We start from the raw sequence: 13,732 nt of genomic DNA, 5'->3' as shown, positions 1-13,732 counted from the left end.
TCTGGCCCGGTGGATCTCAAGAAGGAGCCCATGGACCTCAGGAAGGAGCCCGTGGACCTCAAGGAAGAGCTCTCCCGCATCGCCGAGGCGTACGGCGGCCGCGGCGAGCCGGTGTTCCATCCGACCAGGACCGACGTCGTCGTCGTACGGCGCGGCGAGGTCGTGGTCAAGGCGCACTCCCTGCGCGACGAGGAGCCGGGCCTCGCCGCCCGCCTGCGGGTGTCGGCGGCTCCCGCCCTGACCGGCGTCATGCTCGCCCCGCTCGAACCCGAACTCCTGCGCGTCGGCGACCGCCTGGCCTCCGTCTGGCCCACCGGCGTGCCGATCTCCCAGGACGACGACCCGGACGAGGCCCCGTGGGAGGAGGGCGCCAGGCTGCTGGCCAGGCTGCATGCCGTACCTCTGAGTGTGCTGCCGCCCATGCCCGAGGCGGCGGGGCCGAGGCGGGTGGAGCGTGCGGTGGCCGCGATGACGGGCACGGGAGCCGCGTGCGAGACGGTACGCAGGGCCCATCGCAGCCTCCCCGACCATGAGCACGGCCCGGGGCTGCTCACGCACGGCGACTGGCACCTGGGCCAGCTCGTACGGCGCGGCCCCTGGCTGCTCATCGACGTCGACGACCTGGGGGCGGGCGACCCGGCGTGGGACCTGGCCAGACCGGCGGCCTGGTACGCCTCGGGGCTGCTGGCGCCGCAGGTGTGGCAGCGCTTCCTCGGGGCCTACCTGGCCGCGGGCGGGCCCGCGCTGGGGCCGGGCGACCCGTGGGAGCGGCTGGACGTACCGGCGAGGGCGCTGACCGTTCAGCTCGCGGCCGTGGCCCTGACCAATGCGCAAAGGGAGGGTCGGGAACCAGACGAGGTGGAGCAATCGTTGGTTCAGGCGTGCGGCAGGATTGTCGGCCTAGGTCACGGGCTGCCATAGTGGCGCACGCAGTAGGTTGTCCTCAGGGCAACACACGCCAATGGGCAAGGAGATCAGCCTGATGCAGTGCCCCAAGTGCCGCGCCAACATGCGGACATATGAGCGCAACGGGGTCCACATCGAGCAGTGCGAGAGCTGCCGAGGGATCTTCCTGGACTACGGCGAGCTGGAGACGCTGACCCGCATGGAGTCGCAGTGGTCCCAGCAGCACGCCGCTCCCCCGCCGCCTCCGCCGGTCCACGGCGCCCCGGCCTGGGGAGCGCCGCACGGCGGCCATGGCGGCCACTACGGCCACCACAACCGTCACCAGCGCAGCTGGGTGGGCATGCTCTTCTCCACCTGATCCCTCGGCACCTGATTCCCAGGCGCACGGCGAGGCCGCGACCCGGCAGAGGGGCGCGGCCTCGGTCGTTCTCGGCAGGTGGTACGGCTCAGCCCGGGAAGTCGCCCGGGTCGACGTCCTTCGTGGGCGCGTTGCCGCCCTTGATGGCATGCAGCGTGATGCGCCAGTCGTGCCACTTGATGGCGGTGGCGGTGTAGGTCGTCCTGAACTTCAGCGTGTCCTCGAACCGCTCGAAGCTGCACGTGCGCGTGAACGCCCGCGACCTGGCGTCCCAGTCGACGCCGTGCGTGAAGTACACCTTGTAGTGCCCGTCGCGGATGCCGGGGATCTTGAACTTCGACTTCTTGCGCACGTAGACGCTGTAGACCTTCGACTTGCCGCGCATCACGTTGACCACGGCGTCCCGGGTGCCGCCGTTGTGGATGGCCAGGGAGCTGCGTCCGCTGTGCGGGCCGTTGCGGATGTAGCGGCCGTTGGGCAGCCGCCTGGACTGCTTGGCGCCCGCCTTCACACTGACGACGTCGGCGGGGTAGTCGCCCGCCTCCTTCAGCATCCGGCCCGCGGCGTCCAGCGTCTTGAGCCGTTCGCCGACGTCGGCGAAGACGCCGGTCGCGGTGCAGACCTCACGGCCGCCGACCTTGCCGAGCGTGGTGCCGAACTCGGTCGCGAGCTCGCGCAGGCCCGAGACGTACTGCTGGTGCTGGGTGAGGACCTCGGTCGGCGGCTGCAGCGCGGTGAGCGCGTCGGCGGCGCTGCGCAGGGCGGACTCGGCACGTTCCACGCGGCTGTCGAGGGTCTTGATGTTCTTGGCCGACGACACTCCCGCCAGGGCGTCGCGCACGGGCTTCCTGAGGTCGCCGAGCGCGCCCCGGTAGGTCTCGGGCGTGGTGGCGGCGGGTGGCGGCGACGTGGTGGTCGTGCCGGGGCCGGTGGGGCTGCCCTGCTCCTGCGAACCTGCGGCTCCCGCCTGGCCGCTGGCCACGGGTTGCCCGACGACGGGGTCACCGCTCGCGCCGCTGCACCCGGTCAGGGTAAGGGCCGCGAGGGCGAGCGCGCTGGGAAGCAAACGGGGGGCAGCCATCTGCCACACTATCGCCCGCTTGATCCCTCGTCGTCAATTCGCAATCGAAGCACACCCCACGACCTGCGACGATACCGAAAGCACCTGGACCGGATCCGGCCCCACGATCACCTGACCGCACTCAGATCGGACCCGGCCGTACGATCGCCCGGCCGTCCTCAGGTCGGACTCCACCGCACGATCATCCGGCCGCGCTCAAGCCGGGTCCGGTCGTACGATCGCCCAGGTGGCGTGGACGACCTCGGGTCTGGCCGTGGTCAGGTCGAAGTGCTCGGGCGCCGCCAGGAATCTGCGGGCGCACTCGTGCGCCGGGCCCATGACGACGGGGTCGAGCGCCCACACGGGCGTCCCGCGTACCTCGCCGCGCGCCGATCTGGTGGCGTACCAGCGGGTGAGCGGAGCAAGCGCCTCGCCCTTCCACGCGGCCACGTCGAGCGCCTTCCAGGTGGCGGCCTCGGTGCCGACGGCGCCGAGCGCGGAGGCGAGGTAGACGAATCTGGCCCTGGTCGGATTGGCCGCGACCCAGTCGAGGAAGCGGCCGGTCATCTCGGCGACGACCTCGCGGGCGGGGCGTTCGTCCAGCACGGCGGTCATGACGGCGGCGAGCTGCTCGAAGCTCTCGCGGTACAGGGCGGCGATGACGCCGCCCCGGCTGCCGAAGTGGTGGTAGATGCTGCCGTTGGAGGCGCCCGACTCCTTGGCCAGTCTGCTGATCGTCAGAGCGCCGAGCCCGGCGTCGCCGACGATCGCCAGGGCGGCTTCGGAAATCGCCTGCCTGGTGCCACGAATGCCCATTTCGCGTACCTCCCCCCGTTGCTAGATTGACACTCTAGAGCGTCGCTCCACCCCTGGAGGTCCTGATGTCCAGCATTCCCGCCCTGCTCCGCGACCGAATCGCAGCGACGCCGGACGCGGAGGCCTATCGCTTCCCCGATGCGGCGGGCTGGACGTCGCTGACCTGGCGGGAGACCGGCGAACGGGTGCGTGAGCTGGCGCTCGGGCTGGCCGAACTCGGGGCGAGCGCGGCGGCCAGGGTGTCGATCCTGTGCTCGACGAGGGTCGAGTGGGTGGTGTGCGACCTGGCGGTGCTGTCCACGGGCGCGGCGACCACGACGATCTACCCGTCGAACACCGCCTCGGAGTGCGCCTACGTCATCTCCGACTCCGGCAGCACCCTGGTGATCGCGGAGAACGCCGACCAGGTGGCCAAGCTCCGATCGGTGCGCGCGGAGATCCCGGGCGTCGAGCACGTCATCGTGATCGACGGCGAGGCCTCCGACGACGGCTGGGTGATCCCGCTGTCGGAGGTACGGGCCAAGCAGGCCTCGGGTGAGGAGGGCACGGGCCAGGGCGACTACGACGCGCTCGTCGACGCCATCCAGAGCGACCATCTGGCCACCCTCATCTACACCTCGGGCACGACCGGCAGGCCCAAGGGCGTGGAGCTGACCCACGACAACTGGCTGTACGCGGCGCAGGCCGTACGCGAGATCAATCTGCTGCGGCCGGACGACCTGCACTTCCTGTGGCTGCCGCTGTCGCACTCCTTCGGCAAGCTGCTGGAGGTCGTGATGATCGACATCGGGGTCGCGACCGCGATCGACGGCAGGCTGGACAAGATCGCCGACAATCTGGGCGAGTTGCGGCCGAGCTTCATGGCCGCCGCGCCGCGCATCTTCGAGAAGATCCACAACACCGTCGCCGCGAACGTGCGCAACGAGGGCGGCCTCAAGCTCAAGATCTTCACCTGGGCCAAGGCGACGGGACTGCGCGTGGTGCGCGCCCGCCAGCGTGGCGCCGAGATCCCGCTGTCGACCCGCCTGGAGTTCGCGGTCGCCGACCGGCTGGTGTTCGCCAAGCTGCGGGCGCGGTTCGGCGGGCGCATCCGCTACTTCATCTCGGGTGCGGCACCGCTCAACCGCGACATCGCCGAGTTCTTCGACGCCGCGGGCCTGACCATCCTGGAGGGCTACGGCCTGACCGAGTCGTCGGCCGGAAGCTTCATCAACAGGCCGGAGAGCGTGAAGTTCGGCACGGTCGGCCCCCCGCTGCCCGGCACCGAGGTACGCATCGCCGAGGACGGCGAGATCCTCATCGGCGGGCGCGGCATCATGCGCGGCTACCACGGCCTGGCCCAGGAGACGGCCGAGGCGCTGGAGGACGGCTGGCTGCGCACCGGCGACATCGGCGAGCTCGACGACCAGGGCAGACTGCAGATCACCGACCGCAAGAAGGAGCTGATCAAGACCTCCGGCGGCAAGTACGTCGCGCCCACGCACATCGAGGGCCGGATCAAGGCCGCCTGCCCGTATCTGTCGCACGTGTTCGTGCACGGCGACCGGCGCAACTACTGCACCGCGCTGGTCACGCTGGAGATGGACGTGGTCAGGCCGTGGGCCGAGGCCGAGGGCCTGCCGCTCGACCCCGAGCAGCTGCGCGTGCACCCGAGGGTGCGCGAGGAGGTCGCCAAGGCGGTCGCCCTGGTCAACGCCGATCTGGCCAGCTACGAGACGATCAAGGACTTCGCGGTGCTCGCGGCCGACTTCAGCGTCGAGAGCGGCGAGCTGACCCCGAGCCTCAAGATCCGCCGCAAGGCCGTCGAGGAGCGCAACCAGGAGACGCTCGACGCCTTCTACGCCGGGGCAGACGCCTGATCTCAGCGCAGGACGTGCAGGGAGCGGGGACGCTTGCGCACGGTGATCTCGCCGGTCAGTTCCACCCGATGCCCGTCGAGCGCCACCTGGAGCGTCTCCCGCCCCCGAGGCGGGCCGATCCGCACGTGATCGGCCTGCCAGCGCCGGTAGTGCCGCGACACCCCGAGCGCGGCCCCGATCACACTGCCGACCGCCCGTAGCCTGGGCAGCCGCCGCGCCGCGGTGAGCAGCCTGACGTCGAGCACGCCGTCCTCGAGCCTGCGCCTGCGCCGGGGCAGCGGCCCACGCCGCTCGTGCCTGCAGTTGCCCGCGAACACCGTCCACACCCGGTACGGCAGGCCGTCCACGACCACGTCGACCGGCTCGGCGCCCGCCCGCCACATCTCGCCCATGCCCCACAGCAGCGCGGGCAGCCCGCCGATCCGGCCCCGCCTGCGCTCACGCCGTTCGGCCAGCTCCGCCGCATGGCCGAGCGACGCCTCGTTGACGAACACGCGCCCGGCCGCCTCCCCCACGTCGACGGCGGCCAGCGCGCCGTTGCGGTAGGCGGCCAGCGCGTCCTGCGGCTCCTCCAGTCCGAGCGCGGCGGCGAACCTGACCTCCCGCGTGTGCCCTTCGGCGGGTACGACCAGCAGCGGCAGCCCGTCGTCGAGCGCGCGTGCCGCCGCGGGCCCGATGAGGGCGTCGCTGCCCTCGACGGCCACCACCCTGGCGGGCCCGCCGGAGGCCGCCAGGCTGGTGGCCTTCGGCAGCAGCTCGGCGATCGGCCCGCCGTCGGCCCCCGGCATCAGCAGGACGCCCTCGCCCTCGGGGTCGAGCCCGGCGAGCGGCGGTGCGACCTCGGCCCTGGCCTGGCCGGTCTCGGCGGCGCTCGGCCACAGGCGGCGGGTGAGCAGGCCGGTGACGATGCCGATCGCGGCCCCGGCCAGGACGTCGCCCGGGTAGTGCACGCCGGTGTAGACGCGGGAGAAGCACACGGCCGCGGCCAGGCCCGCGACCGGCACGGCGATCTTGGGTGGCGCCTCCAGCGCGACGGCGGTGGCGAAGGCGGCGGCCGAGGCCGAGTGGCCCGAGGGGAACGACGTCGAACTCGGCATCCGCAGCAGTCTGGCCAGCGGCAGCGCGTCGGGGACCGGGCGCTTGCGGGAGAAGGCCTGCTTGCCCGCCAGGTTGACCAGCGGGCTGGCCAGGCTGACGGCGAGCATGCCCCGGGTGGCCGCCTTGCGCAGCCGCCTGCGACCGCTCAGCGCGCACACGCCCGCCACCCCCGCCCACAGCAGCGCGTTGTCCGCCGCACGCGACAGTCTCGGCAACACGTGCTCGAGGCCGGGCAGGCGGGCGTCGGCCACGGCCGCGAACAGCCGCTTGTCCAGTGCGTTCAGGCGTGATCTCAGGCGCATACAGCCGATGCTGCCCGATCGGCGCCCGCCGTACGCACAGCGGGTGGCCGACCGGGCATGCGAGGGGCTGTGCAGGCGCTCCGTGTCCGGGTCGTGAACAGGGGCTGAATTCTCGCTGGATCGCCGCTCCGGCCCGCTCGACGCCGCCCGGAAACTCCCATAATTCCTCTCAAAAGGGGGAGGTGGGATGAAGCGCATCATCGGGATCGCCCTGGCCGCACTGCTCGCGGCGGCGGTCGTGGTGGCCGTGGTCCAGGGCAACGGCGGCGGGACCGTCACCCTGCGCGGGGTGATCGGCTCGGAGAAGAAGCCGTTCTTCGACGACCCGAAGGTACGCGAGGCGCTCGCCGAACACGGCCTGGTCGTCGAGGTCGACACCGCCGGGTCGCGCGAGATCGCGGGCGGCGCCACGCTGGGCGACTACGCCTTCGCCTTCCCCTCCAGCGTCCCGGCCGCCGAGAAGATCAGGCAGGCCCGCAAGGCCACCAGGACGTACTCGCCCTTCTACTCGCCGATGGCGGTGGCGACGTTCGAGCCGATCGTCTCGGTGCTGGTCAAAGCCGGTGTGGTGCGCGATTCGGGACAGGGCTACCAGGTGCTCGACGTCGCCAGGTACCTCGACCTGGTCGCCTCGGGGGCGCGCTGGGACCGGCTGCCCGGCAACACCGCCTATCCGGCGCGCAAGCGTGTGCTGCTCACCACCACCGACGTGCGCACCTCCAACTCGGCCGCCATGTATCTCGCGATGACCAGCTATGTCGTCAACCACGACGACGTGATCGGCCCGGCCACACCGCTCGACCCGATCGCCGACCGGCTCGCGCCCGTCTTCGTCGACCAGGGCTACTCCCAGTCGAGCACCGAGGCGCCCTTCGAGGACTACCTGGCGCTCGGTGTCGGCAAGACGCCGATGGTGCTGGCCTACGAGGCGCAGTTCGCGGCCAGGGCGTTCGCCGGTACGGGGGCCATCCAGCGGGGCATGCGGCTGATCTACCCGTCGCCGACCGTGCTGAGCAAGCACACGCTGGTGCCGTTCACGCCCGACGCCGACCGGCTCGGCGCACTGCTCACCAGCGACCCGAAGCTGACCGCGCTGGCCGCGGCGCACGGGTTTCGCACCTCCGACCCCAAGGTGTTCGCGGGGCTGGCCAGACAGCACGGCACGGCCGTCGCGACCGATCTCGTGGACGTGGTCGAGCCGCCCGCCTACGACACCCTCGAACGGCTGATCGCCGCGATCGAGCGGCGTTACTGACCCGGCGTCACGCACGCCGTACCCGAAGGAGAGCTGCCGCGTGGACCTCGTGCTCACCCCGCCCGAGCCGGTCGCGCCCGTGCCGCAGGCCAAGGCGGCGACGCTGCTGCCGCTGGCCGACGAGCGAGCGGGCGAACTGGCGGGCAAGGCCAGGACGTTCGCCGACGAACTCGCCGGGCTCGACCCCAGGGCGCCGGAGTTCGGCCGGAAGGTGGCGGGCATCTCGGCCATGGGCGACACCGAGATGCGGGCCACCTCCCAGGTGGCCAACCGCATGCTCGGCCGTCCCGTCGCAGCTCTCGCCGCAGCCAGGGGCGAGGGCGCCGACGCCCAGGCCAGGGTCGCCGGGCGGCTGGTCGAGCTGCGCAGGACGATCGTCGACCTCGACCCCAAGCAGGCGACGTCCGGCCCGAGACGGCTGCTGGGGCTGATCCCGTTCGGCGACAGGCTGCGTGACTACTTCGCCAAGTACCACTCGGCCCAGAAGCACCTCGACGACATCATCAGGGCGCTGAAGTCGGGCCAGGACGAACTGCTGCGCGACAACGCCGCCATCGAGGGCGAGAAGGCGCACATGTGGGAGCAGATGACCAAGCTCCAGGAGTACGCCGTCATGGCGTCGGCCCTGGACGCCGCCCTGGAGGAGCACATCCTGCGCGTGGAGGCGGGCGACCCGGACAAGGCCAAGGCGCTGCGCTCGGACGCCCTGTTCGGCGTGCGGCAGAAACACCAGGACCTGCTCACCCAGCTCGCCGTGTGCGCGCAGGGCTACCTCGCACTCGACCTCGTACGCAAGAACAACGCCGAGCTGAGCAAGGGCGTCGACCGGGCCACCACCACGACGATCTCGGCCCTGCGCACGGCGGTGACGATCGCCCAGGCGCTGGCCAACCAGAAGCTGGTGCTCGACCAGCTCACCGCGCTCAACGACACCACCTCCGACCTCATCCTGGCCAACAGCGAGATGCTCAAGAGCCAGGCCGCCGACATCCACACCAGGGCCGCGGCCACCACGATCGACATGGACACGCTGCGCCAGGCCTTCGACAACGTCTACGCCACCATGGACCTCATCGACGCCTTCAAGGCCAAGGCCGTGGAGAGCATGGCGGCCACCGTCGACAGCCTCACCGTCGAGCTCGACAACGCCAGGACCCATCTGGAGCGGGCCCGATGAGGCGCACGGCGGCCGTGCTGGCCGCCTCGGCGCTGCTGGCGTGCCTGGCCGCCTGCGCGGGCGACGGCGAGGGCGACGACGTGCTGCGCGTGCTCGCCGGGAGCGAGGTACGCGACCTGGAGCCGCTGCTCAAGGAGTCGGGCGTGCCCGTACGGCTGACCTACGCCGGGACGCTGGACGGCGCCGAGCAGGTCGCCGCCGGGCGCAGCGACGACCAGGACGCCACCTGGTTCTCCTCCAACAGGTACCTGTCGCTGATCGAGGGGGCGGCGGGGCGGCTGTCGACGCAGACCAAGACGATGGTCTCGCCGGTCGTGCTCGGCATCAAGGCGGCCAAGGCCCGCGAGCTCGGCTGGGACCGGGCTCCGGTGAGCTGGAAGCAGATCGCCAAGGCGGCGGGCGAGGGCAGGTTCACCTTCGGGATGAGCTCGCCCGCGGCCTCGAACTCGGGCTTCTCCGCCCTGGTCGGGGTCAGCGCCGCACTCGCCGACGCCGGGGACGCGCTCGACGCCGAGCAGGTGAGGCGGGTGACGCCGCAGCTCACGTCGTTCTTCTCCGCCCAGCGCCTGACGTCCGGCTCGTCGGGCTGGCTGGCCGAGGAGTACGCGCGGCGGCCCGAGGTGGACGGCCTCATCAACTACGAGTCCGTGCTGCTCGGCCTCAACGCGAAGCTGGCCGAGCCGCTGACCCTGGTCTATCCCGCCGACGGCGTGGTCAGCGCCGACTACCCGCTGACCCTGCTGTCGGCCGCCGCGCCCGCCAAGCGCGAGATGTACGACCGGCTCATCGCCTGGCTGCGCACGCCGGACGTGCAACGCAAGATCATGGCGAGCACGCACCGGCGGCCCATCGTGCCGGAGGTACGGCCCGACGCCAGGTTCGGCGCCGCCCCGCTGGTCGAACTGCCCTTCCCCAACCGCAGGGCGACCGCCGACGGGCTCATCGCCGCCTACCTCGACCAGGCAAGGGTGCCGCCGCAGACGCTGTTCGTGCTGGACACGTCGGGCTCGATGCGCGGCGAGCGGATCGAGGCGCTGCGCTCGGCGCTGACCACACTGACGGGGGCCGACACCTCCGCGTACGGCGCCTTCAGCCGCTTCCACAACCGCGAACGGGTGACGCTGGTGCCCTTCAGCACCTCCCCCGACGACCCGACGACGTACGAGGTGCCGCGCAGCGCGCCCGAAGAGGTGCTGGCGCGGATCACCGGCCATGCGGGCAGCCTGTCGGCCGCCGGCGACACCGCGATCTTCGACAGCCTGCGCGTGGCCTACGACGTGGCCGCCGGGCAGGTGCGCGCCCATCCCGAGCAGTACACCTCGGTCGTGCTGATGACCGACGGCGAGAACACGGTCGGCTCCTCGCTCGACGACTTCACCGCCTACTACCGCGCCGCGCCCGAGCAGGCGCGCCGGGTGCGTACCTTCGTCGTGCTGTTCGGCGAGAGCGACGTGGAGGCGATGACGTCGGTCGCCCGGCTGACCGGCGGTGCGGTCTTCGACGCCAGGAACACCTCGCTCGCCTCGGTGTTCAAGGAGATCCGTGGCTACCAGTAGGGCGGTGCGCTACCTCGGCTCGACGAAGAACATCGCCGGGTGCGCCCTGGCCCTGCTCGGCCTGCTGGCGCATCTGCTGGGCCTGGCCGGGTCGCTGTGGCCGCTGGTGGTCGCCGGGCTGTACGGCGTGGGCGCGCTGCTGGCCCCGCCCGAGCGGGTCCGGCTGGTGATCACCGGGGCCGAGGTGGAGGCGCGTGCGCTGCTGGCCGATCTCGGCGCGCTGGTCGAGCGGGTCACCTCCTCCGGGCGCTTTCCCGCCGACGTGCTGGAGCGGGTGCACGCGCTCGCCGGGACGCTCGACGCCCTGCTCAGACGCGCCGAGCACCTCACCGCCTCGCCCGACCACCTGCACGTGCTGTCCCAGACCGTGCGCTCCTACCTTCCGGCGGGCCTGGAGGCGTATGCGAACCTGCCGCGCGCCTACGCCGTGCTGCGCCGCGGCGAGCGCTCGGCGCACGAGGAACTGCTGGCCCAGCTCGACCTGCTCACGGCCGCCGTCGGCGAGATCGCCCAGGCCGTGCACGGCGGCGACGACCGCGAACTACGCGACCAGGGCCGCTTCCTGCGCGAACGCTTCGGCCGCTCCGAACTCGACCTCTGACCCCGTTCAGGACTCGGCCCGTACGGCGTGCTCCAGCAGGTCGGCCAGTTCGCGGGCGTGTGCCTCCAGGTCGTGGTCGGGGTGCTGCGACCAGTAGGCGAACATGTCGTTGACCGCGGCGTTGTGCGTCACCGCCATCACCCGCATGTCGAACGCCCTGAACTCGCCGGTGCGCCGCCCGAGCGCGTAGATCCGCTCGAGCCCGGCGAAGATCTCGCCGTCGGTGCCGATGCCGTACCTGGGTCTGCCTCCGGCGTCGCGCAGGTTGGCGAAGATCTCGCCGAGCGCCCTGAGCTGGGCGCGGTGACCGCGCATGTGCTCGGCCACCGCGAGCACCTGGGTACGCAGCAGCTCGGTCGCGGTGACGACGCCTTCCATCCGGCCCAGCACGTGTGCGGTGATGTCGGAGTACACCTGGGTGACGACCTGCTCCATCAGCTCGTCCTTGCCGGCGAAGTGGTAGGAGATGACGCCCTTGCTGATTCCGGCGTGCTGCGCGATCCGAGCCAGCGACGCCTGGGCATAGCCGACCTCGGCGATGACCGCGACCGCCGACTGGATGATCTGCGCCCTCCTGGCCTGCTCGATGAAGGACCGCTTCTTCTGGCCATCCGGCTCGAATCCTGACCGCATGGCCAAAACCTAGCAGATCACCGGGCTACAGCCGGGCATGGTAGATCGCTCTGGCCCGGTCGAGGAGTTCCCTGTGGTCGGCGAGCTGGTCGGGGGTGGTGAATCTGCCGTGCTCGGCGATCAGGTCCTCCAGCAGGTCGAGCCATTCCAGGCACCACAGCACGTCCTTCTGCCTGGCCACCGGGCGTCCCTCGACGTCGACGTAGACCGGGCTCGTCATCGCGAAGGTGTCGGCGCGCAGCGTGCGCGGGTGGCCGCCGCCCTCCGCCTCGGCCAGGACGTAGGTCGCCTCCCCGACGCCGAGTTCCACCCGCAGCCTCGCGCCCTGCTCGCACGCCTCGGCCTCGGCCACCACCCCGTCGGCCGTCCGCAGTCGCAGCGTCGACACGCCCGGCCCCTCGACCCTGGCGGTCACGGTCAGCACGTCGCCCCGGTGCGCGCCGATCGCCTCGCCCGGTCCCCGGCCCGCCACGTCCAGCTCCAGCCACGGTCCGGTCGTGGCGAACGTACGGCCCTGGCGGACCGCACGGGCGAACGCCTCGGCGCTCAGCGGGCCGTCGAGCCGGGCGTAGACCCTGGCCCAGCCGGGCGGGTTGGACTGCGTGGCCAGCCGCGTGAAGGACAGCATGGCGTCGGTCCCGGCGGTGACGGCCAGCCGGTTGCCCGCGCCGATCAGCCGCCGGTACACCGTCGCCGATGCCGTCACCGACAGATGGTTGAGCACGTCGAGGCTGTCCACCACGCCGAGCGCCGCGTCGGCCACCAGCGCACGCGCACGGCAGCTGCGTGGCACCGGCCACACGATCGCCTTGGGCGGGTCGTCGTCGGCCATCGGCGCCTGGAAGGGGTGGCTGTAGCCCAGCAGCACGCCTCGCTCGTGCAGCGCGCCCAGCGTGACGGCGTTCGGCGGCCAGTCGGCGTCACCGGCGAACCCGGTGTGGAAGCGCTCGGGCGGCTCCTGCACGCCGAAGGCGTAGACGTGGCCCAGCAGGTCGTTGCGGTACTCCATGCCCATCCTGGCCACGTGGGTGGCGTCCGACCAGGGCAGGTCCCGGCCCGCCCAGTGGCGCAGCGCCTCCTCGTCGTAGACGCGCCCGCCCGAGACGTTGCCCGCGACCAGGTTCAGCACGTGCAGGTCCTCGCCGTGCTGGGCGACGGCCGCGTGGTCGGGCGCGGCCACCAGGTCGCCCGCCCAGTTGAGGTGCACGTGCAGGTCGCCTCCGTACCAGCCGTCGGCCGCCGCGTCCCTGATCCGCCTGGGCACGAGGCGCACGTGCCGTTCCTCGCCCGGCTCCAGCATGATCGCGGTCTTGGCCTCGCCGTACTCCATGCCTCTGGTGACGGTGACCGTCACGGCCTCGGCGGGCACCGACAGGGTCAGGTCGTCGCCGTGGAAGTACGGCAGGCCGTGGTAGTCGTGCTTGGGCGGGGCGCCCTCGGGGAACCAGCCCTGGCCGTCGGCGCCGACCACGCTCCACCGGCAGGTGAAGCCCGCGCTCAGCCGCAGGGTCGCCGCGGGCACGTCGCGGGTCAGGCCGGACAGGTCGACCTCGGCGCCGTCCACGACGACATAGCTGCCCGCCTCGATCTCGGTCAGCCTGGCCCCGCGCGGTTCGAGGACGAGGCGTTCGCCGTCCACCTCCACCCTGGCCTCGGCGTCGAGGGCGGAGTCGACGAGCATCGGCATGCGCTCGCCCTGGCGTCGCCACACGCCGCCCGTGCACGGGCCGACCCGGCGTGCGGGCGAGGGGTGCAACACGGCGCGCGGGGTGCCCTCCAGCCTGCGGCCCTTGGGGGTCAGGCGCAGCACGGTGAGATGCGTGGGGCGCCGACCGGCGAGCACGTCGCGCAACAGCACGTCGTAGTCGGGCTCGGCCAGCCTGGCGCCGAGCTCGCGCGCGCCCTCACCCGGGTGGGCGCATGCCAGCCGGGCCAGGGCCAGCTCCCAGAACGCGTCGCCGAGATCGACAGGCAGGACGGCCCGCCTGGACATCAGCTTCACATAGTGCAGCTGCGGCTCGCCCCAGGTGATCCCGTGCTCGCCGAGCTGCCTGCCGTACTCGGCCAGCGCGCCCGCGACCTTCTCCGGCAACGTCGTGTCATCACACATG

12 protein-coding genes are annotated in these 13,732 nt (G+C 72.0%); 7 read left to right on the top strand and 5 right to left on the bottom strand.

Features of this window, described 5'->3' with window-relative positions:
- Positions 1 to 9 precede the first annotated feature (9 nt).
- Positions 10 to 921 carry an aminoglycoside phosphotransferase family protein gene (locus ACTWNK_RS17270; protein WP_474305006.1) on the top strand — a complete coding sequence of 304 codons (912 nt, stop codon included), beginning with the start codon at positions 10 to 12 and terminating at the stop codon, positions 919 to 921.
- Positions 922 to 982: 61 nt separating this feature from the next.
- Entirely contained in the window at positions 983 to 1,264 is a 282-nt protein-coding gene (locus ACTWNK_RS17265) for a TFIIB-type zinc ribbon-containing protein (protein ID WP_474305005.1), read from the top strand.
- An 88-nt stretch (positions 1,265 to 1,352) separates the two neighbouring features.
- Here ACTWNK_RS17265 and ACTWNK_RS17260 read toward each other — a convergent pair whose 3' ends face one another.
- Positions 1,353 to 2,345 carry a hypothetical protein gene (locus tag ACTWNK_RS17260; protein WP_474305004.1) on the bottom strand — a complete coding sequence of 331 codons (993 nt, stop codon included), beginning with the start codon at positions 2,343 to 2,345 and terminating at the stop codon, positions 1,353 to 1,355.
- 195 nt (positions 2,346 to 2,540) lie between these two features.
- Complete coding sequence (locus ACTWNK_RS17255) at positions 2,541 to 3,140, bottom strand: TetR/AcrR family transcriptional regulator (protein ID WP_474305003.1); 600 nt, start codon at positions 3,138 to 3,140, stop codon at positions 2,541 to 2,543.
- Positions 3,141 to 3,205: 65 nt separating this feature from the next.
- On the opposite strand from ACTWNK_RS17255, the gene ACTWNK_RS17250 reads away from it, so the two are divergent.
- Entirely contained in the window at positions 3,206 to 4,999 is a 1,794-nt protein-coding gene (locus ACTWNK_RS17250) for an AMP-dependent synthetase/ligase (protein ID WP_474305002.1), read from the top strand.
- Positions 5,000 to 5,001: 2 nt separating this feature from the next.
- Here the strand turns inward: ACTWNK_RS17250 and ACTWNK_RS17245 are convergent, their stop codons facing one another.
- Complete coding sequence (locus ACTWNK_RS17245; protein WP_474305001.1) at positions 5,002 to 6,399, bottom strand: phosphatase PAP2 family protein; 1,398 nt, start codon at positions 6,397 to 6,399, stop codon at positions 5,002 to 5,004.
- A 187-nt stretch (positions 6,400 to 6,586) separates the two neighbouring features.
- On the opposite strand from ACTWNK_RS17245, the gene ACTWNK_RS17240 reads away from it, so the two are divergent.
- The 4 genes from ACTWNK_RS17240 to ACTWNK_RS17225 are packed head-to-tail and all read left to right on the top strand — an operon-like array spanning position 6,587 to position 10,988.
- The gene (locus ACTWNK_RS17240) at positions 6,587 to 7,654 is read left to right on the top strand and encodes a hypothetical protein (RefSeq protein ID WP_474305000.1); all 1,068 of its coding nucleotides are present in this window, start codon (positions 6,587 to 6,589) and stop codon (positions 7,652 to 7,654) included.
- Positions 7,655 to 7,694: 40 nt separating this feature from the next.
- The gene (locus ACTWNK_RS17235) at positions 7,695 to 8,831 is read left to right on the top strand and encodes a toxic anion resistance protein (RefSeq protein WP_474304999.1); all 1,137 of its coding nucleotides are present in this window, start codon (positions 7,695 to 7,697) and stop codon (positions 8,829 to 8,831) included.
- Positions 8,828 to 10,387 (top strand): vWA domain-containing protein, encoded by a 1,560-nt coding sequence (locus ACTWNK_RS17230; protein ID WP_474304998.1) that lies wholly within the window; start codon positions 8,828 to 8,830, stop codon positions 10,385 to 10,387. Before ACTWNK_RS17235 ends, ACTWNK_RS17230 begins: the two co-directional genes overlap by 4 nt.
- Positions 10,374 to 10,988, top strand: coding sequence for a hypothetical protein (locus ACTWNK_RS17225; protein ID WP_474304997.1), 615 nt, complete (start codon positions 10,374 to 10,376; stop codon positions 10,986 to 10,988). The genes ACTWNK_RS17230 and ACTWNK_RS17225 overlap by 14 nt, the downstream gene beginning before the upstream one ends.
- A gap of 6 nt (positions 10,989 to 10,994) precedes the next feature.
- Here ACTWNK_RS17225 and ACTWNK_RS17220 read toward each other — a convergent pair whose 3' ends face one another.
- Entirely contained in the window at positions 10,995 to 11,621 is a 627-nt protein-coding gene (locus ACTWNK_RS17220) for a TetR/AcrR family transcriptional regulator (protein WP_474304996.1), read from the bottom strand.
- 25 nt (positions 11,622 to 11,646) lie between these two features.
- Complete coding sequence (locus ACTWNK_RS17215; RefSeq protein ID WP_474304995.1) at positions 11,647 to 13,731, bottom strand: CehA/McbA family metallohydrolase; 2,085 nt, start codon at positions 13,729 to 13,731, stop codon at positions 11,647 to 11,649.
- Between the last annotated feature and the right edge of the window lies 1 nt (position 13,732).

The organism is Nonomuraea sp. IBHARD001, assembly GCF_056106265.1.
Note: the sequence above shows the minus strand (reverse complement) of the source record. Positions and strands in the feature narration are given on the sequence as shown.

Bases quoted from the DNA above. Each gene is read 5' to 3' on its own strand.
- ACTWNK_RS17240 (WP_474305000.1), top strand. From the start codon at position 6,587: ATGAAGCGCATCATCGGGATCGCCCTGGCCGCACTGCTCGCGGCGGCG.
- ACTWNK_RS17230 (WP_474304998.1), top strand. From the start codon at position 8,828: ATGAGGCGCACGGCGGCCGTGCTGGCCGCCTCGGCGCTGCTGGCGTGC.
- ACTWNK_RS17220 (WP_474304996.1), bottom strand. From the start codon at position 11,621: ATGCGGTCAGGATTCGAGCCGGATGGCCAGAAGAAGCGGTCCTTCATC.
- ACTWNK_RS17245 (WP_474305001.1), bottom strand. From the start codon at position 6,399: ATGCGCCTGAGATCACGCCTGAACGCACTGGACAAGCGGCTGTTCGCG.
- ACTWNK_RS17255 (WP_474305003.1), bottom strand. From the start codon at position 3,140: ATGGGCATTCGTGGCACCAGGCAGGCGATTTCCGAAGCCGCCCTGGCG.
- ACTWNK_RS17265 (WP_474305005.1), top strand. From the start codon at position 983: ATGCAGTGCCCCAAGTGCCGCGCCAACATGCGGACATATGAGCGCAAC.
- ACTWNK_RS17260 (WP_474305004.1), bottom strand. From the start codon at position 2,345: ATGGCTGCCCCCCGTTTGCTTCCCAGCGCGCTCGCCCTCGCGGCCCTT.
- ACTWNK_RS17215 (WP_474304995.1), bottom strand. From the start codon at position 13,731: ATGTGTGATGACACGACGTTGCCGGAGAAGGTCGCGGGCGCGCTGGCC.
- ACTWNK_RS17250 (WP_474305002.1), top strand. From the start codon at position 3,206: ATGTCCAGCATTCCCGCCCTGCTCCGCGACCGAATCGCAGCGACGCCG.